Source organism: Anaerosalibacter massiliensis, assembly GCF_024623155.1.
GTDB classification, from domain to species: domain Bacteria; phylum Bacillota; class Clostridia; order Tissierellales; family Sporanaerobacteraceae; genus Anaerosalibacter; species Anaerosalibacter massiliensis.
The window spans coordinates 43,333-63,060 of record NZ_JANJZL010000007.1; the positions used below are offsets into that span (position 1 = coordinate 43,333).

Consider the following 19,728-nt stretch of genomic DNA (forward strand, 5'->3'; position numbering starts at 1 on the left):
GGGGGCAGAAAAATGAAGAGCTATGAAATTGTAGTCATTGGTGGAGGCCCAGCTGGTTTAGCAGCAGCAATTGAAGCTAGAAAAAATGGTGTGGAAAATATATTAGTTATAGAAAGAGATAAAGAGCTTGGTGGAATACTCCAACAATGTATTCATAATGGATTTGGACTTCATGTATTTAAAGAAGAATTGACAGGTCCACAGTATTCAGAAAGATTTATCCGTGAACTTAAGGGAATGGGAATCGAATATAAATTAGATACTATGGTACTTCATATAGACGAAAATAAAAATATAGAAGCAATTAATAAAGAGGATGGATTTATAGAAATAAAAGCTGAAGCTATTGTATTAGCTATGGGCTGTAGAGAAAGACCTAGGGGAGCCATAACTATTCCAGGAACAAGGCCATCAGGAATATTTACAGCAGGTACAGCTCAAAGATTTGTAAATATGGAAGGTTATCAAGTTGGTAAAAAAGTAGTTATATTAGGTTCAGGTGATATTGGCCTTATAATGGCTAGAAGAATGACTTTAGAAGGAGCAAAAGTAGAAGCAGTAGTTGAATTGATGCCTTATTCAGGTGGACTTACAAGGAACATAGTTCAATGTTTAGATGACTTTAATATACCATTACTTTTAAGCCATACAATAGTGGATATAAAAGGGAAAGATAGATTGGAAGGAGTAGTAGTAGCAAAAGTAGATGAAAATAGAAAACCTATACCAGGAAGTGAAGTAGAATATGAATGTGATACATTACTTCTTTCAGTAGGTCTTATTCCAGAAAATGAATTATCTAATCAAGCTAATATAGAAATAGATCCTATTACTAATGGACCAATAGTTAATGAATCTATGGAAACTAGTGTAAAAGGTATATTTGCCTGTGGGAATGTAGTACATGTCCATGATTTAGTTGACAATGTAACTAGAGAAAGTAGAAAAGCTGGTAAATATGCAGCAAAATTTGTTAAAGATGAACTAAAAGAAGATTCTCATATTGTAGAAACTATAGCAGGAGAAGGTGTTAGATATATAGTACCACAGCAAATAAGAGTGGAAAATGTAGAAGATGATATAACTTTATTTATGAGAGTTACAGATATATTTAAAGATGCCAAACTAGTACTTGAAAATGGAGATAAATCTATAAAGGAAATAAAAAAGATACAATTTACTCCAGGAGAAATGGAAGAAATAAAAATAAATGCATCTGACTTGAAAGAAGACATAGAAAGTTTAAGAGTATCTGTCCAAAAGGGAGGTAAATAAAATGGATGTATATGAAAAGGTTTGTATAGTTTGCCCTAGAGGATGTAGATTGACTATAAGAAAAGATGAAACCAGCTTAAAAGGTTACAGTGTAGAAGGCAATACTTGTAAAAGAGGAGCAGAATATGGAATAAAAGAAGTAACCAATCCAACAAGAGTTATAACAAGTACTGTCAAATTAAAAAGTGACCATTTAAATAGACTTCCAGTAGTAACTAAAGGTGGAATACCTAAAGGCAAAATGATGGAATCAATGAAGGTTATAAATAACATAGAAGTGAAGGCACCAGTAAAAGAAGGAGAAATAATAATCGAAAATATACTAGATACAGGAATAGATTTAGTATCCTCTAGAACTGTAGAGCAATAAAAAAATAAAAGCTATGTGCAAATTAAATTTGCACATAGCTTTTATTTTTTTAAGAAGATAATAAAAATGACGCAAAAATGACTTATATATAAAATATAATTCAAAAAAGAGTTAAAAAAATATAGAAACATTCTTTTCCCTAAAAAATAAAACAGTACAGATATTAATAAATAGCCATTTGACAAATCTAAAACAATTGGCATTGATATTGCAAGTTATATAGGTAGAGATAAAACATTAAGGAAAATTTCATTTTTATTAAAAAGGGGGAAAGAAAAGAAATGGCAAAAGCATTAGATGGGGTGAAGGTTATAGAACTATGCCATGCTTACAATGGTCCATTTTGTGGAATGTTGTTAGCAGATCATGGTGCAGAAGTATTGAAGATTGAACCACCAAATGGGGATCAATTGAGAACATGGGGACCTTTTGATAAAAAAAGTGGGGAAAGTGGCTTTTTTGCATTTTTAAATAGGAATAAAAAAGGTATTACTTTAAATTTAAAAAACGAACAAGCAAGAGAAATGTTCTATGAACTAGTAAAAGAGGCAGATGTGGTTATTGAAAACTATAGGGCAGGAGTAGCAAAAAGATTAAAAGTTGATTATGAAACTCTTAGCAAGATAAATCCTAGGTTAATATATGGTTCTAGCTCTGGATTTGGTCAAACAGGACCATGGTCAAATAGGCCTTGTTATGATATTGTTGCTCAATCTATGGGTGGACTTGTAAATATAACAGGTTTTCCAGAAGGAATACCTACTAAAGTAGGAGCATCTATTGCAGACAATGTTACAGGTACATTTCTTTGTGTAGGCATACTTTTAGCTCTTTATTCTAGAGAAAAAACAGGTAAAGGTCAACATGTTGATGTTGCTATGCTAGATACAATATTTAGCTTACTAGAAAACTCCATTGTAAAATATACTGTAGGCGGATATATACCAGATAGGCAGGGAAATATTGATCCATCCATTGCTCCGTTTGATATTTTTAAAGCAAAAGATGGGTATGTTGCCATAGGAGTAGGAAATGATAATTTATTTGAAATCTTCTGTAAGACAATTGGACATGAGGAGCTTCTTGAAAATCCAAAGTTCAAAACTAATGACCTTCGATGTCAAAACTATATAGGAGATTTGCAAGATACAATCCGAGATTGGGTAGGTAAAAGAAATAAACAAGATATAGATGATTTATTTGGTAAGGTAGGAATTCCATGTGGTGTAGTATTAAATATGAAAGAAGCTATAGAGCATCCTCAAATTAAAGCAAGGGATATGATGGTAGAAGTGGATCATCCAACTATGGGCAAAACAAGTTTCCAAGGTGTAACTGTTAAGTTGTCAGAAACACCAGGAGCAGTAGAATCTCCATCTCCACTTTTAGGGCAGCATACCCAAGAAATATTTAATTTAAGTGATGAAGAATTTAAAGAGCTTAGTGAGAAAGGTTTTTTCTAGGAAATTTAGAATAAGGAACAAATTAATTATAGAGATAATTAAAATGAAAATAGTTATTCTCTGTTTTAAAAAGTTTAATCAGGAGCCTATAGTAGGTGAAAGTTGGGGTAGAAAAGCATTTTAAAAAAATATATGTAACCAACTTTGGACTTATAAGATCTCAGAGTTGGTTACATATTAAATGGAGATATGAAAAGGGGAGAATCTTATGGATGACAATGATAAGAAAGAATTGTCTTCGTGGCTACAGTATTTTTTAGTTGGGGGTTCAGTATTTGCAATGCATTTTGGAGGATCTAGTATGGTGTGGCCAATGACCTGGGGGAAAGAAAGTGGAAATCAAATGTTTCTTGCTTTTCTTGGTATTTTTATTACATCATTATTTTTAGTATTCATGGGCTATTTGTCTTTAGTAAAATCAAATCGTTCAATGCTTTCTATGGCAAGGCAGGTTTCAAATAAATTTGCAATTATCTTAGGTATGATGGTTATGTTAGTACTAGGACCATTATTTGGCGTACCAAGGATGAGTGCAGCAGCATGGGATGCAATATTGCAAGTTTCTAAATTTAAACCAGCAAATATATGGCCTGCTTTAATTTTTTCAGCTGTCTATTATCTTATTACTTATTGGTTTATTTCAGAGAAAACTGGAATTGTAGATAAATTAGGTAAGATTTTATTACCTGTATTAATAGTATCTGTTACAGTCATTATTATTAAAGGCATTGTTAATCCCATTGGACCACAGATGGCTCCTGAATATGATATAAATCCTTTTGCCTATGGTTTCAAAAGTGGATATGCAACGGCAGAAATTTTATGTGCCTTAATATTTGGAGATATTATTATAAATGGTTTAAAATCCAAAGGCATTGGAAAAGAGTATTTAAATAAAAATCTTAAAATTGTCTGTGTAATAGGAATTGCATTATTAACTTTTACACATTTTGGACATATGTTATTAGGTTCTTTTGCAGATAGTTTAGGAGATTTAAAATATTCTGCTCTCTATACTGAAGTAGTTTTAAAACTTTGGGGTCAAGTAGGTGGAATCATTTTTAATATTGCATTAGTATTTGCCGCATTAACAACAGCTGTAGGAATGTCTGCTGGATCAGCAGAATTGCTCAGTGAGATTTCAAAAAATAAGGTTCCATATAAGAAATCTGCAATCTTTATTTTAATTGTAAGTGCCATAATATCTACCACAGGTTTGACTACAATTGTAGAAATAATAGGGCCATTGTTAGATATTGTTTATCCAGCAGCAATTGTAATGGTGCTATATTATGCCTTAGTGCCAAATTTAGATAATAAACCAAGGATTTTATCAAGTTATCGAGTAGCTACATTTATTGCATTGACATGGGGAATAGTTGAAGGAATTGTTACATACGGACATATTTTTAATTTCAAAGTAGATTGGTTAGAAAAGTTTATAGAAAAGGTACCAGGGGCAAGTTTAAATCTAAGTTGGCTTACTATAGTTATTATATCAGCAGTTATTACTATGTTATTATATCGAAATAAAGAAGAGGCAAGTACTAATTGAATTATTTATTATAAAATACAATTCAAAAAAGGGTTAAAGAACAGAGGTATTTAAACCATCTAAAACAATAAAACAGTATAGATATTAATAAATAGCCATTTAATTATTTTAAGAATAATTGGCATTGATATTGCAAGTTATATAATATGAAAAAAATTAATATGACCTATAAATCTAAGGGGCAATTATTTGAGATTATATTAAGGAAAAACCGTATCTTAAAATTGTTGTAGGAATGTTTATAAAAAGAATGATTCTTTTCGTAAAAAAGAAAAGAAAAATAGTTTAAATAAGGGGGATAAAAAATGAATTTTGATTTAAGTGAAGAACAACAGCAGTTAGTTAAGACGGTAAGAATGTTCGCAGAAGAATATTTATTACCAGGTGTAATTGAAAGAGACGAAAAAAGTGAGTATCCAATGGATGCTTATACCAAAATGGGTGAGCTAGGGCTAATTGGTATTCCTTATTCTTCTGAATACGGTGGCTCTGATGCAGGATACATGGAATATGTTTTAGCAGTAGAAGAAATTTCTAAAGTAGATGCAAGTATGGGAATCTCTTATTCCGTTACAACATCCCTTTATGGTGGGCCACTTAATAATTTTGGAACAGAAGAGCAGAAGAAAAGATTTCTACCGCCTGTCTTATCTGGTAAGACATTAGGAGCTTTTGGATTAACGGAACCAAATGCAGGCTCTGATGCTGCAGGGGTAGTTACAACCGCTAAGAAAAAAGGCAATTACTATATTTTAAATGGATCAAAATGTTTTACTACAAATGGACCTTTAGCTGGGTACTATTTTGTTGTAGCAAGTACTAATCCAGAGGCAAAGACAAGAGGACTTTCTGCTTTTGTAGTAGACATGAATACACCAGGAATTACTGTTGGGAAAATAGAAAATAAAATGGGGATTAAATCTGCACAAGTATCTGAAGTATTTTTTGAAAATGTAAAAGTTCCAGCAGAAAATCTATTAGGAAAAGAAGGTGAAGGATTTAAGATTGCTATGAGTACTCTTGATGGAGGGAGAATTGGAGTAGCAGCTCAAGGTCTAGGAATTGCAGAGGGAGCTTTTGAAATTGCAAGAAAATATATGATGGAAAGAGAACAATTTGGAAAACCAATTTATAAAAATCAATACTTATCATTTAAAATGGCAGAACTAAAAATAAAGATTGAACAGGCAAGATTATTATTGTATAAAGCAGCAATTGAAAAAGATAAAGGTAGGCCTTTTGGTATTCCAGCGGCTATGGCAAAATATGCATGTACAAATATAGCAATGGAAGTTACTACAGAAGCAGTTCAAATGTTGGGCGGAAATGGATATATGAAAGAATATCATGTAGAAAGAATGATGAGAGATGCTAAAATTACTCAAATCTATGAAGGAACCAACGAAATTCAAAAGATGATTGTTGGAGGTTCTTTATTTAGATAATAAAGATTGTTCTTCATAGGAGTACTTAAATAAAAAAATTAAAGGGGGAAGAAAAATGATTGGTAAAAAAGTTGTTTTAAGAGTGAGGATGTCAGCTAGGGATGCACATTATGCTGGAGAATTAGTAAATGGGTCTCGTATTTTAGACTTTTGGGGTGATGTAGGAACTGAATTAATGATTCGTAATGATGGAGATGAGAGTTTATTTATTAGCTATAAAGATGTAGAGTTCTTGGCCCCAGTTTATTCTGGAGACTTTATGGAATATCATGGATGGATTGAGGAACGTGGTGGTTCTTCTAGAGTTTGTAAATTTGAAGCTTATAAAGTTATTGAATTAGCTAAAGATGATAATCTTGCATTATCTGCAGCAAATGTATTAGAAGAGCCAGTTCTCTGTGGAAGAGCAACAGGAACATTAGTTGTTAGAAAACCTCTTCAAAGAGGAGCTCAAGACGAGGCTTTCAAATAAGTATTTAAATTTATTGAAAATGTAAAGGGGCTCGCCCTTACTATAAATAAGATATAGCAAGGGCGAAATCCTTGATTTTATATAAATAACATGCTATCATAATGCAAAGAATAAAACTTTGAGAGGAGTAGTCTATGAGAGAAGTATACAAAAATATTTATTTGGCAGAACTTCCATTGCCAAATAATCCTTTAAAATACCTAAATTTTTATATTATTAAAGATCAAGGAAAGTCTATGATTATTGATACGGGCTTTAACCGTGAAGATACAAAAGAAGATATAATGAAAATTTTTAAAGAATTAAATTTGAAACCAGAAAACACTATTCTTTTTCTAACCCACTTACATTCAGATCATACAGGGTTAGCTACTTATTTAGAAGAAATGGGTTTAACTATATATGCAAGTAAGATAGATGGTGATTTATTAAATAATAGTGTAGAAAAATTAGATTCAATGTGGCAAGATACAATTCAACAGGGAGTTTGGCAAGGATTAGAGGAAGATCAATTGGATATTGAAGATCATCCAGGATTTAAATTTCGTCCGACAGCTCATATAAATTTTATTCCTGCAATTCCAGGTGAATATATTCAAATTGGAGAATATAATTTTGAAATTATAGATTTAAAAGGTCATACACCAGGAATAGTAGGTCTTTATGAAAAAGAACACAAGATACTATTTTGTGGAGACCATATACTAGGAAAAATAACTCCAAATATTACATTTTGGGGTTTCCAATATGGTGATATATTAGGAACTTATTTAGAAAGTTTAGATCATGTTTATAATATGGATATTGATTATTTGTTTTCTTCCCATCGTTTTTTAGTAGACGATCATCGTGAAAGAATTGAAGAGCTTTATGATCACCATGATAAAAGATTAGACGAAGCAAGAAAAGCTTTAAGAAAATCTGGAAGATCTACTGTGAGAACAGTAACAAAGCAATTACAGTGGGATATTAAAAGTAAAAACTGGGATGAGTTTCCAAAAGCACAGAAATGGTTTGCAGCGGGAGAGGCCCATGCTCATTTAGAACATCTTAGAGCTTTAGGAGAAGTAACTATGGAAGAGGAAGATGGTGTTCTTTACTATTCGATAAAAGAATAAAAAATAAGGGAAATTAACTAGTTTCCCTTATTTTGAAAATTTTTCATATCTGATTTTTTCCATTAATTTAGGCTCTTTCTTTTTTACAATGCTTGTTAATTAATCTATGTGCTGTGCTTTGTGAAATTTGTAGATAGTCTGCTACTTTATATGAGCTTTGTAGCTTATCATATGCATATCTAATAATTTTACCTTCAAAGGAATTTATCTTTTCATTTAGACTTGTTGCCTCATTATATTCTGGTATACTTTCGTAAAAAATATAATTATTTTGATTAACTATTTTCTTCGTTTCCTTAATAATATTGTTGGGAAGTGAATGTTTGTGAATGATTTCATTTGGTGATGAAGCATCTACCACTAAAAACTCTAACAAATGTTCTAGTTCTCGAATATTTCCAGGCCAGGAATGTTTTTTAAATATATCTAAGACTTCTTTAGATAGTTGAACTTCCATATCATATTTTTTGTTGAATAATTCCAAATAATAATCTATTAGTTGGATAATGTCTTCTGGTCTTTCCCTTAAAGAGGGAATATAAATAACACCAAGTGCTAATCGATAATAGAGATCTTCTCTAAATTTTCCTTCTTTAATTAATTTCTTCAAATTTTTGTTTGTTGCTGCAATAATACGAACATCAATAGTTTTTGGATAAACACTTCCAATAGGTATGTAAGTTTTTTCCTGTACCAATTGTAATAGTTTAGATTGGGTTGTAATAGGTAGTTCTCCAATTTCATCTAAGAATAGTGTTCCAGTGTGAGCTTGTTGTACAAGGCCTTCTTTCCCTCTTGTAGAAGCACCTGTAAAGCTTCCTTTTTCATATCCAAACAATTCAGATTCAATCAATTTTTCTGGAATGGTTGTACAATTAATAGTAACAAAAGGTTTATTAGCTCTTAAACTTAAATCATGTATTTTATTAGCTAAATAGGTTTTTCCTGTTCCTGATTCACCTAATAAAAGTAAATTTACATCTCGAAAGGATAATTTTCTGATTGTAGCATTTAATTTTTTCATAGATTTACTTTGAAATTCTATAAAATCCTTGTCATCTAAAGTGTTAAAATATTTTAATTTTGTTTCATAATCTTTAATTTCTTGATTTTTTTGTTCTAATGCTCTTTTTAACTGAGTCTGTTTACTAATATCTCGGCAATTTTCCACCACATATATAACTTCATCTTTATCATCTAAAATAGGTTTTATTGTATTCATAATAGTTTTACCAGTTGCAGTATGTTGTTCAAATGTAATAGTTTGCTTTGATTCAATGACACGATGGACCAATATACGGTCAACAATTCCTTGTTCTTCTAAAAACTGGACATCCTTTCCTAAAACCTCTTGTTTACTTAATCCATAATGTTTTTCAAAGGCTTGATTACAATATAAGACAATTCCTTTGCCATCAGTTACAAAAATCTCATCATAAGAATTATCTAATACATATTCTAAAAAAGCATTCATTTCTTTTTCTATTCTAATAATAATAATGTTATATTTTTCACATTTTGAGATAAAAACTTGATAATTTTTTAATTCTTTAAGATGAGAAGAAATATTAGTATTTAGTATTTCCTTTTCACTTAAAATACTTTTCATAACTGAATTATAGTCGATAATATTTCCATCATTGTCTGTAATAATAATCCCTGAAGAATAGATACTAGCCATTTTTATCTACCCCTTTTTTTAGATAAGATATAAATCTTATCCTTGTAATTTTCAGCATAATCTAATGTTGAATTATTATGAATTTTAAGAGCAATCACCCTTTCATAATAAAGTTAATTATTTTATTCTATTAAATAGAAACTTGTTTTATTAATAAATTATAAAATATTAATGCTAAGGGGTTTTATGTACCAGGAAAGTTGTCGTATAGAGAAATACAGAAGTTATATTAAAATATGTCGTTCATCCCGATTAGAGTGTCGTTTGTCCAAATCTATTGAAATGATAAATGTATGATGATATTTTTTGAGTAAATAGGGTTTAATTTAAGTTTAGGATTCTTAATAAGGAGTTATACCCTAATTTCTAGATTTAAATAAATCTAATATAAGGAGGTATATAATGCAAATGAGAAGAAGTTGGTTTATTAAAGGTATTGCCTGTTTGTTATGTTTATCTATTTGTGTATTGCATCCAGGTATGGTTAGAGCAAATGATGAATATAAGCATATTTTACCTAAGGAAAACAGTAATGTTGTGAATATCTGTGAAGAGAATTATAACGCTAAAGTTATAACAGAATTTACTAATGACTTTATGGCTAAATATTTAGTTGAAGAAAATGGTATTGAATATACTCTCTTATATGATTTGGTAAATAAAAAAGTAACAGTAAATGATAAAACATATACTTTACAAAGTTTTCAATCAGCTGCAGAAGAACAAGCTTTAACTATTAGTAATGAAGTAAAAGCTGGGAAAGTGGCTACAGTAGTTGCATCAACAACAAATATAATTGATATATTATCTAATTATAAAACAGTAGATACAGTAGATATGGGCGAAAATATTTTATTGTCAAAAACGGATAATATATCCACATCAAGTATTCCTCCTAAAACAGGATATTTAAAGGAAAGATATGTTGGAGAGTATAAAAAATCAGGGGTTTTATACGGCTTAACAGCTGCAGCTTTGACAATAATTGCTGCTTTTGCATTTAAGGGAAATGTAAAAATAACTGAACAATTTGTTAGAAGTACATTAAAATCAGCGGTATCAGCTGGTTTAATAGCATCGATAACAGAAACTATTCATGGTAATCAATATTATAAAAAATATCAATCTATGCATTCAACTAAACCAGCTGCTCGTGAGAGAAGATTACCATTTGCAAGTATACAAGGGCATAGGTTTTATGGGAAAAGTTATACTTGGTATTTCTGGTATTCTAGACCATATTAAGATTTTGACTAAAGGAGATGATTCATATAAAAGAATCAACTGAGAATTTTATTTTTACTATTATAATGATTTTAAACTTTATTGCTTTAAGTCCTTTTTTTAATCACTATGTAAATATACTAGGTTATATTCCTATTTTCTTACTTATGGCACTAGAATCTATTATTTTGGCATTTATATGCAAAAAAATTATAGGATATTATAATAGAAATAAATATTAGGTATAAATTATAAAAATATTAGGCTACTAATCTCATATATATACGGATTGATATCTATGAATTTAAAATTAAAGAAAAACATTATTTAATTAAAAACATAGTGGAATTAATTTTATTTTCTATAATTATGTATTCATATTTAGTCGAAATAACAGATGTTTCTATTATTAAAATATATTTCTTTATTTTCTGGAAAAGAAATATATAGCTGTATCGTCCCAAATATGAAAGTTTAAAAATATATTAATAGCATCAATTATATTTATTATAATTTTTTCATTATAACATAAACAGATTTCAATCTACTTTACTATTTTAATAATTAATATATTTTTAGTTATTTCCATTTTGAGAGATTATGATAACCTAAAATAGATAATAATACTAAATTATGCTATAATTCACCTATAATACTATCTCGAGTTTTTAGAGAAATTTCCGAAATTAAAAGTTGAAAATAAAGATGAAGTTTTAATTTTTGTTACTGGCAAATATTTATATTTCTTTTTTAAATATTTGCCAGTTTTCTTTTATTAATATGAGGATTCTCTTTTGTACCATTGAAATAATTTGTCTTTTACTTAGTTAATATACTAATATTTTTCAAACTTTGCATATTTTCTTTAATATTATTTTTTTCTAGAAGAATATAAAATATATTTAATGATGAAGTAAAAAAGAAGGAAAACAAAGTTATATATAGAATATTAGATAACATGGACAGTTATTATTGGTATAGGAGTGATTATATGGCTAGAATATTGATAGTTGAAGATGATTTATTAATTGGAAAGGGATTGAAAGCCATAATAAACTCTATAAATAATAAGATAGAAATAAATATAACTGGTTATGCAAAAAAAGCCTTGAATTATATAAAAAATGCTAATTATGACATGTTTTTATTGGATATTCAACTTAAAGATTACTCAGGATTTGAACTAGCTAAAGAAATAAGGGGTATAGATCATTATAAATTAACCCCTATTGTATTTATCACTGCAATACCTACAAGAGAGTTAATGGCGTTTAAAGAAATACATTGTTATGATTATATAGTAAAACCTTTTCAAGAGGAAGAAGTAAGAGATACTTTAAAAACTATAATCAATCATGGAATAATGACTAAAGAGAATATATATCTTAAATTAAAGCAGAAAGACTATTTCTATATCATAGAGCAAGATGAAATAATTTATATTGAGGCTAGAAATAAAAAGATATTTATTATAACAATAAATGAAACTATAGATTTATCTACTTATACTTTAAAGCAACTATTGGACGAGTTAACTACTAATTTCGTACAGTGCCATAGAGGATATATAATTAATCTTAACTATATTGAAAAAATTGATAGGACTAATGATGATATTTATCTTTGTGGTATTGAATTACCTATTCCAATTGGAAGAAAATATAGGAATTATATAGGGAGCAGAATTTATGAATTTAGTTGAACTAATTATAATATCTGTGTTTGATATAGTAGAGTATGTTATTATATCAAATAAATTAATAAATTATAATAAAATAGATAAGTTTTTAGCTACAATCTATATTTTAGGAGCATCAATAATTACAGGAATAAGTGGAAGATATATATCAATGCGTTGTAATTTTTTAATTGGAGGATTTTTAATTTGTTGTATAATTTGTCTACTATATGATATAAAGATTATAGAAACTATATATGTATATGTACTAAGTACAATTATAATCATATCTATACAGCTTTTTAGTATAGTTTTGTTAAAAGTTTTCCTAGGAAATATAAATTATGAATTTGTTTATGCGATGATTTCAGAGATTATATCATTAATTATGGTTATTTTTATAGTTAACCATATTCCAATAAATTTAATGTTTAAATTTGTTATGGAAAATAATAAGGTATTTAAGACAATAATATTAAATATATTAGTATTGTTAGTAGCTATATTGTTATATTGGCATATGGATATTAGTGGATTTTTAAAAAATATAATTATTATGGCAGTTTTTTCTGCAGGGATTATATATGTTAATTTAGTTTTTATAAAAGAAGGACTAAAAAATGAGCAGGATGAAAAGCAATTAAGAAAATATGAGGATTATCTTCCTATTATTGATGAATTAATAGATGAAATAAGGAGAAGACAACATGAATTTGATAACCATGTTCAAGCTTTAAGGATGCTTACAATTACAAGTACGGATTATGAAAGTATTGTTAATTCCATGAATAATTATATGGATGATCTGAAAATGGATAATAATTTAATAGATTTAATTAAGCTTGATAATAAAGTGTTGGCTGGTTTTTTATATAGCAAAATAAAAAGTGCAGAGAAGTTGGGCATAAATTTTAATATAATAATAGAAGATTATGGATTTAAAACAAAATTGAAAGATTATGAATTAATAGAGATTGTAGGAAATCTAATAAACAATGGATTTGAAACAAAAGTGGCAGATAATATCATTATACTTAAACTTAAAAAAGAGAAAAATATGGATGTTATGGAATTAAAAAATAAACATCCATATTTAGACATTAAAAGTATAAATAAAATGTTCAAATTAGGAAGTTCTACTAAGTCAAATAGTGGAAGAGGTTATGGACTCTATAATATTAAAGATCTTGTTAAAAAATATAATGGTAAAATAGAAATTTTTAATGATAAGATGAATGAAGAAAATTATATAGTATTTAGAGTGCTATTTGTTAGAAATGGACTCTTTTAAAGAATTAGGACATTCTGGTTCACCCCAAAATAAAATAGAAGCAGTATTGGAAATCGCTAAAGGTGCTAATAAAATTAGTAAGTTACACAAGATGTTAAATGGTTTTCTGAAAATGGATTTTCTTTTTTTCATAAATATTAACCTCCTTCGCTATTAGTAATTGAATAGATTGCAATGTTATGACCCATATAGAGTTAATAAAGTATGGGCTTTTATCTGCAAAAAAACAAATTAAAAAATGAGAAGATAATAATATTATACTAATAATTTTAAATTGTTTTTTCTTTTTATAAGAATAGCTAGGTCTAGATTCATGAGTAATAGGATCAAATATAATAATTGTAAATAGAGAGAATATAAATAGAATTGATATAATTGTAAAATTAAGTGAAATGAAATCTTTTAAAAATATAGATATATAGAAAAATAATCCACTAAATATTAGACATTTGCCATATGTTTTAAAGTGTAAACCTCCTGTAAATGTTCTAATCAAGAACAAAGCCAAAAATGAATAAATAAAATCAGTCCTCTTCCTTAATATTGAAAACAAAGCAAATAAAATAAAAAGTTTTGAAAGTTCACTGAAAATAATTTCTAAGGAATACTTCAATTTAATACTATCAAGCTCAGATAAATTAAATTCCTTTTCAAAATACCTATGTAATTTATCAATTAAGAACATTTTAATCACCTAAAAATAATCTATATTGACATAATTTTATCATAAATTATGAATTAATAAATACCAAATGGATGAACGACACTTTAATCGGTATAAATAACATAAACAGTTATTTATACCGATTAAAGTGCTGTTTGTCCAAATTTATTGAAATGGTAAATATATGGTGATAATATTTTTAATAAACAGGATTGAAATTATTTAAAGTATTTAAAGGAATAGTTACATTTTAAACTTATGATTAAAAATATTTATAATTTTTGATTTAGAACTAGTGTAGAAATTATTTAATATAAAGAATATTAAGTGATGTTAATATAATTTGTAGACACGATTTTCCAATTGATTTAGGAAGTTAGTATACAAGCTTTTAATTTGAAGAATATATTAAATATCTTAAGATATCTTATTCTTTTAGTGATAAGGTTAACCCTTATGAGTGCGAAACCTACCTTTAGGTGTAATGCTTCTACAGAATCCTTCTATTCAGTATTAAAGAAAGAAGAAGTTAATTGGTTAAATATTTTGACCTTGCTGCTGCTAGATTAGCAGGATTTGAATATTACAACAAAGAAAGAATACATAGCTCTCTAGAATATATTACTCTTCATCAATGGCAAGATAATGCTAGGAGGATATCTTAAAATTTGCTTGAAAAAATGTGCCTACTTTATTTACATAAGTCCAAAGTTATTCAGCGGTAATGAGGATTAGATTTGACACTTATAAATAAATAATTAGAAAACTTTTATTTGATTTTAAAAGATAGAGAACATATTATCCAACTTTGTTGGAAATATGTTTTATATATGACGTGGAATTGCCAATAGAATGAGGTGAATATATGAAAGTTTATACCGTTCCTACGGTTACGACAGTTACTGATGATGATTTATATTCAACTTCTTCCATGGGATCAGCAGTTGTAGAGGGGGTAGCTAGTGGAGTAGTTGGTGGAGTAGTTGGTGCAATAGTTGTTGACATGATTCCAGGCCCTGTCATACCAGGATAGAAGTGAATATAGTAAAGGAGGTAGTGATATGAAAATTTACACCACACCAATGCTAATCAGTAATTATTTAAATGATGAAATCTATACAACTTCTTCCATAGCTGAAGCAGTTGTTGGTGGAGTAGCAGGTAGTATAGCGGGATCTATCGCCGGCGCCATTGTTGTAGATATGATTCCAGGTCCAGTTATCCCAGGATAATTGGATTACTAAGTAACAATAGAAAGTATACAAGAGTTTAGTCCAATGGTCTTTTAAGTTATATTTATTATTTAATGGCCATTGAGAGAGTAAGACAATAAGATTAGTTGGCAATTCCTATGTCATAAATTAAAGTTATAGAGGTAGGTGAAAAAATGAAGAATAGTCGAATAAAATGGGAATGTAATAATTGGTACAAGACTGAGGAAGAATTAGTCCAAATTATTAACCAATCAGGAAATAGAATATTGCTCAATAAAAAGCAATCTTTAATATGGGATAATATAAATTATCAAACATACTTTGAAGATTTATTCAAATCTATATCAATACAAATCAAAATAGACAAAAAGGAATTGGAAAAAGTATTGAAATTATTTGAAAAGAATAAATTAATATCAATATTAGATGAAGATAGTATTTTCGGTACTATTTTCGGATAATTCTGAATCAATAGCAAAGTTAGATAGTTGCTTAGGCCTTTTAATGGAATTTATGTAAATAAAAAATGGGGGGATAGGAGTATGAATAATAGTAGTGGTATAGATATATTATTTATTAATCTGCCTACTAACAATTGGTATAAGGATAAAATTGCAAAGTCTAATAGTATGCCACCTTTAGGTCTCTTATATGTTGCAACTTATGCACAAAATCAAGGGTATAAAGTTAAAGTTATTGATTTTGCTGTAGAAACCATGTCGCAAGAAGAATTTATTAATTTATTAGAACGAGATAAACCTAAAATAATTGGATTAAGTACATACAATGAAACGTGGAATGCTCAAAAAGTTATGTGTAAAATAATAAAAAGTATATTACCACAATCAATAGTTTTTGCAGGTGGAGCATTTGCAACCTTTTGCTATGAAGATGTTTTGAGTGAATCTGAAACGGACTATGTTATTAGAGGTGAAGGTGAGATTATTACATTAGAATTATGTGATTATATTTTTGGTAAATCACATAATGATGTTAGGTATATAAAAGGCATATGTTATAAAGATTCCAAAGGTCAAATTATCAATAATGGTATTGCAAATAGGATTAAAAATTTAGATGAACTTGGTATTATACCTGACAGAACACTAGTGAATCTTTCTAACTATATCATGCCTTATACGATTAGCACAGCTAGAGGTTGTCCGGGGGAATGCATATTTTGCTCATCAAAGTCTTTTTGGGGAAAGAAAGTTTATATGAGATCTGCTAAAAGTATTTTTGATGAAGTAATGCACTTGCATAACAAATTTGATACATTAATATTTTATATTACTGACGATACTTTTACTGCTTCCTATAAACGTGCAGTCCAATTTTGCGAGATGATTAAGGAAACGGAAATAAAGTTTGTATGGGGTTGTGAGTCAAGGGCTGACGTTATGAATGAGAATTTAATGAAAATAATGACAGAGGCTGGGTGTAAAAAATTACAAATAGGGTTAGAAAGTGCAGATAATGACATTTTAAGAAAAATTAAAAAGAATGTATCAATAGAGCAAATTGAAAATGGCGTTCAATTAGCAAACAAGTATGGCTTGCATATTACTGCGTCTTATATTGTTGGTCACGCATACGACACTCACGAAACGATAAATAAGACCATCAATTTTGCTAAGAAAATACAAAGAGAGTATGGAGCTCATGTAGTTGGAAGTGTTAATACACCTTTCCCTGGAACTGAACAATATGAAAAGAGAGATGAGCTAGGAATTAAGATATATGAAAATGATTGGAATCAATATATTCTTAGTAATCCTATAATTAGTACACGAAATATTAATCGTAATGAGTTACGCAAGTATCATAATATTATCACCGACGTAATGAGTTGGAATAGAAATTGATAGTTAATAAGGAGATGATACTTTGAGAAAAGTTAAACAAGAAGATAAGTTGTTTTTCAATAACAGTGATTTTCAAATGATAGAACATGAAGAAGAATTTATTTTTACGTCTAGAAAAAGGTTTAAATGGTTTAAAACAAGTAGAACGGGATATGATATCTTAATGAATTTAGATTCTAAGAATACAATCAAGGAAGTTATCCAAAAAATTTCTTCCGACTATGAATTAGATTGTAAAATAATTGAAAATGACATAATTAATTTTTGTTCACATTTGCTTACAGAGAAATTGATAGAGACGAATGTTAAAAACGTAGTTGAAGAAATTAACACGACATTAAGGACGGTTTATATTGATGTTACTAATGTATGTAATTTAAAGTGTTATTATTGCAATAAGACTATAGAAAAAAATGAGAGCAATGCAAGTTTTATGAGTATGACAAATTACAAAAAAATTTTAGACACAATATCATCCAAAACTAGTGATAATCTTCCTATACTTTATATTACCGGTGGTGAGCCTCTTCTACATCCAAATATTATAGAGATGTTAGATTATGCACATTTTAAGGGCTTTGAAATTTTCTTGTGGACTAATGGAACTATGATTACAGAAGAAAATATAGATCAATTGAAAGAGTATTGTAATTCAATTATAGTTTCAATAGATGGTAGCAACTCTTTAATAAATGATGCAATTCGTGGAAGTGGTACTTTCGATAAAATAATACAAACATGTAAAATCCTTGAGGATAATAAAGTACCTTTTTTATTGTCTTCTACACCTAATAAGAAAAATATAGATGACTTAACTAAAATCTATTCATTAGCATATAATTTAGGAGCAAGGGGATTTTTCCTTAATGAACCTGTATTTATTAAGGAAGATGGAAAAGATATCTCTGAATTCTTCATTAAGGATGTATCTTTGTTTAATAAAGTTGACGAAGGTTTAGTTAAACAATCTATACTTGTTAGATCTTGGAAGAATAATCAATTGAAGCGACATAATTCAAATGAAGATGGAACTATTTATTTTAAAGACATTCAAAAATGCTTTAACAATCCAATTCGATTAGACAAGAAAAAATCATGTGGTGTATGTTTAAATGAAATTAGTATTAATGTAGAAGGTATTGTACATCCATGTCATAATTTACATTTCAACAGATTTAAATTGGGCGATATAGGCAATTATTATAAGATAAGAAATGAATATGAAAAGAACGAACTAAGAACCTTAGAAGAATGCAAGGAGTGTTTTTATTGGATATTTTGTTTAGGTGGGTGTAAAGCAAGAGCCTTATTTTATAATGAAAACATCAATTTTAAAAGTCCAGATTGCAATAAACTAAAACAAGAGTATTATAATTTTCTCATTAGTCCTCTTCAACCAAAATCAGAGGAGCTGTAATGAATATCTTGTTGAATCAATTGATTAATAAGCATAGCAATTTCTATGAAATGGTAGATGCTAAATATAAGGATTATCTGTGGAACTTAAGACTGATTAATGTAGAAAGTCTTTGGAATAAAGGAGTCGAAGATAAATTAAAACAAATCAAAATAGCTATCATAGATTCAGGAATAGATCATTCACACAATGACTTAAAGAATATTGAGCGACAAGGATTTAACTTTATTGATAACAGTTTAGATTTAAGAGATGATTTTGGTCATGGAACTAAAATTAATGGGATAATTGCAGGGTCTAGAAATGGAGAGGGGATTTGCGGAATTGCAAGTGAAGCAAATATTTTTAATTTAAAAGTGATTAATCATTCTGGAACAGGAAGGGTTAGAAATATTATAGAAGCCTTTAGATGGTCAATTGAGAATAAAATGGATATTATCAACATGAGTATAGGACATCCAGCCGATATAGACAGCGAGGGTGACACTTTTAAAAGGCTCATATTAGAAGAACGTAAGATAATAAGGGAAGCTATTGAGTTAGGGATAGTAATAGTTGGAGCAGTTGGAAATGTTCCTGGAATAGCAAGTCAGGTTCCTGCGTGTTATGAAGGAGTGATACCAGTAGCATCTTATGGTGTTTTTAATACGAATCCAATAAAATTCTATCCATCTCAACTAAATAGCAATTATGATAGTAAGACAATCTTTGCTCCAGGAGAACATATTTTAACAACCATTAAAGGTAATTCATATGGCTATGATTCCGGAAGCTCGATGTCTGCTGCACATATAACAGGCATTGTAGGATATTTGAAAGCGATGAATAATCGTTTAAATTCTAGACAAATTCATAAAATTTTGATTGAGACAAGCTCAACACTTGAGACTAACAAATCACATATAAATATCGTTAATACAGAGAAGGCTATTGAGCAAGTTGAATTAATAGTCTGCTAAGGCTTTGTTATTTGATTATATTGGCAAAAAAATCTTT

At 28.7% G+C, this 19,728-nt stretch carries 20 protein-coding genes; 17 read left to right on the plus strand and 3 right to left on the minus strand.

From position 1 onward, the window contains the following. Nucleotides 1-12: 12 nt before the first annotated feature. From NSA23_RS10685 to NSA23_RS10715, 7 genes are all read left to right on the plus strand, one after another. Nucleotides 13-1,275 (plus strand): NAD(P)/FAD-dependent oxidoreductase, encoded by a 1,263-nt coding sequence (locus NSA23_RS10685; protein ID WP_042678614.1) that lies wholly within the window; start codon nucleotides 13-15, stop codon nucleotides 1,273-1,275. Between the two features lies 1 nt (nucleotide 1,276). Then, nucleotides 1,277-1,645 (plus strand): DUF1667 domain-containing protein, encoded by a 369-nt coding sequence (locus NSA23_RS10690; RefSeq protein WP_042678613.1) that lies wholly within the window; start codon nucleotides 1,277-1,279, stop codon nucleotides 1,643-1,645. Nucleotides 1,646-1,926: 281 nt separating this feature from the next. Next, nucleotides 1,927-3,108 carry a CaiB/BaiF CoA transferase family protein gene (locus NSA23_RS10695; RefSeq protein ID WP_042678612.1) on the plus strand — a complete coding sequence of 394 codons (1,182 nt, stop codon included), beginning with the start codon at nucleotides 1,927-1,929 and terminating at the stop codon, nucleotides 3,106-3,108. A gap of 208 nt (nucleotides 3,109-3,316) precedes the next feature. Then, nucleotides 3,317-4,663 carry a branched-chain amino acid transport system II carrier protein gene (locus tag NSA23_RS10700; RefSeq protein WP_042678611.1) on the plus strand — a complete coding sequence of 449 codons (1,347 nt, stop codon included), beginning with the start codon at nucleotides 3,317-3,319 and terminating at the stop codon, nucleotides 4,661-4,663. Nucleotides 4,664-4,968: 305 nt separating this feature from the next. Then, the gene (locus NSA23_RS10705) at nucleotides 4,969-6,108 is read left to right on the plus strand and encodes an acyl-CoA dehydrogenase family protein (protein ID WP_042678610.1); all 1,140 of its coding nucleotides are present in this window, start codon (nucleotides 4,969-4,971) and stop codon (nucleotides 6,106-6,108) included. Nucleotides 6,109-6,163: 55 nt separating this feature from the next. Beyond that, nucleotides 6,164-6,580 carry a hotdog fold domain-containing protein gene (locus NSA23_RS10710; protein WP_042678609.1) on the plus strand — a complete coding sequence of 139 codons (417 nt, stop codon included), beginning with the start codon at nucleotides 6,164-6,166 and terminating at the stop codon, nucleotides 6,578-6,580. Nucleotides 6,581-6,714: 134 nt separating this feature from the next. Continuing rightward, nucleotides 6,715-7,698 carry an MBL fold metallo-hydrolase gene (locus tag NSA23_RS10715; RefSeq protein WP_042678608.1) on the plus strand — a complete coding sequence of 328 codons (984 nt, stop codon included), beginning with the start codon at nucleotides 6,715-6,717 and terminating at the stop codon, nucleotides 7,696-7,698. 67 nt (nucleotides 7,699-7,765) lie between these two features. On the opposite strand, the gene NSA23_RS10720 is transcribed toward NSA23_RS10715, so the two are convergent. Continuing rightward, complete coding sequence (locus NSA23_RS10720) at nucleotides 7,766-9,379, minus strand: sigma-54 interaction domain-containing protein (protein WP_042678607.1); 1,614 nt, start codon at nucleotides 9,377-9,379, stop codon at nucleotides 7,766-7,768. Between the two features lie 402 nt (nucleotides 9,380-9,781). On the opposite strand from NSA23_RS10720, the gene NSA23_RS10725 reads away from it, so the two are divergent. The 3 genes from NSA23_RS10725 to NSA23_RS10735 all read left to right on the plus strand — a co-directional run bounded on the left by NSA23_RS10725 (nucleotide 9,782) and on the right by NSA23_RS10735 (nucleotide 13,572). Beyond that, nucleotides 9,782-10,624 carry a hypothetical protein gene (locus NSA23_RS10725; RefSeq protein WP_042678606.1) on the plus strand — a complete coding sequence of 281 codons (843 nt, stop codon included), beginning with the start codon at nucleotides 9,782-9,784 and terminating at the stop codon, nucleotides 10,622-10,624. A 970-nt stretch (nucleotides 10,625-11,594) separates the two neighbouring features. Continuing rightward, nucleotides 11,595-12,305, plus strand: coding sequence for a LytR/AlgR family response regulator transcription factor (locus NSA23_RS10730; protein ID WP_042678604.1), 711 nt, complete (start codon nucleotides 11,595-11,597; stop codon nucleotides 12,303-12,305). After that, a complete protein-coding gene (locus NSA23_RS10735) occupies nucleotides 12,292-13,572 on the plus strand; it encodes a sensor histidine kinase (RefSeq protein WP_042678603.1) in 1,281 nt (426 codons plus the stop codon). The genes NSA23_RS10730 and NSA23_RS10735 overlap by 14 nt, the downstream gene beginning before the upstream one ends. Here the strand turns inward: NSA23_RS10735 and NSA23_RS10740 are convergent. Together NSA23_RS10740 and NSA23_RS16780 are read right to left on the minus strand one after the other, a co-directional pair. Further along, complete coding sequence (locus tag NSA23_RS10740) at nucleotides 13,546-13,704, minus strand: AgrD family cyclic lactone autoinducer peptide (RefSeq protein WP_081915130.1); 159 nt, start codon at nucleotides 13,702-13,704, stop codon at nucleotides 13,546-13,548. The two genes, NSA23_RS10735 and NSA23_RS10740, sit on opposite strands and share 27 nt — an antisense overlap. Next, nucleotides 13,667-14,257, minus strand: a complete 591-nt coding sequence (locus NSA23_RS16780; protein ID WP_042678602.1) for an accessory gene regulator ArgB-like protein — start codon at nucleotides 14,255-14,257, stop codon at nucleotides 13,667-13,669. Before NSA23_RS16780 ends, NSA23_RS10740 begins: the two co-directional genes overlap by 38 nt. A gap of 512 nt (nucleotides 14,258-14,769) precedes the next feature. Between NSA23_RS16780 and NSA23_RS10745 the strand changes: the two genes are divergently transcribed. The 7 genes from NSA23_RS10745 (at nucleotide 14,770) to NSA23_RS10775 (ending at nucleotide 19,691) form a co-directional block, all read left to right on the plus strand. After that, nucleotides 14,770-14,901 carry a transposase gene (locus NSA23_RS10745; RefSeq protein ID WP_147524961.1) on the plus strand — a complete coding sequence of 44 codons (132 nt, stop codon included), beginning with the start codon at nucleotides 14,770-14,772 and terminating at the stop codon, nucleotides 14,899-14,901. Nucleotides 14,902-15,101: 200 nt separating this feature from the next. Next, nucleotides 15,102-15,269, plus strand: a complete 168-nt coding sequence (locus NSA23_RS10750) for a hypothetical protein (RefSeq protein WP_187116612.1) — start codon at nucleotides 15,102-15,104, stop codon at nucleotides 15,267-15,269. Nucleotides 15,270-15,297: 28 nt separating this feature from the next. Further along, entirely contained in the window at nucleotides 15,298-15,468 is a 171-nt protein-coding gene (locus tag NSA23_RS10755) for a hypothetical protein (protein WP_187116611.1), read from the plus strand. Nucleotides 15,469-15,623: 155 nt separating this feature from the next. Next, nucleotides 15,624-15,911 carry a hypothetical protein gene (locus NSA23_RS10760; protein WP_042678601.1) on the plus strand — a complete coding sequence of 96 codons (288 nt, stop codon included), beginning with the start codon at nucleotides 15,624-15,626 and terminating at the stop codon, nucleotides 15,909-15,911. 27 nt (nucleotides 15,912-15,938) lie between these two features. Next, nucleotides 15,939-17,315: a B12-binding domain-containing radical SAM protein gene (locus NSA23_RS10765; protein ID WP_147524960.1), complete on the plus strand. Its 1,377-nt coding sequence runs from the start codon at nucleotides 15,939-15,941 to the stop codon at nucleotides 17,313-17,315. Between the two features lie 22 nt (nucleotides 17,316-17,337). Then, a complete protein-coding gene (locus NSA23_RS10770; RefSeq protein WP_042678598.1) occupies nucleotides 17,338-18,732 on the plus strand; it encodes a radical SAM/SPASM domain-containing protein in 1,395 nt (464 codons plus the stop codon). Then, nucleotides 18,732-19,691 (plus strand): S8 family peptidase, encoded by a 960-nt coding sequence (locus NSA23_RS10775; protein ID WP_042678596.1) that lies wholly within the window; start codon nucleotides 18,732-18,734, stop codon nucleotides 19,689-19,691. Before NSA23_RS10770 ends, NSA23_RS10775 begins: the two co-directional genes overlap by 1 nt. Nucleotides 19,692-19,728 lie beyond the last annotated feature (37 nt).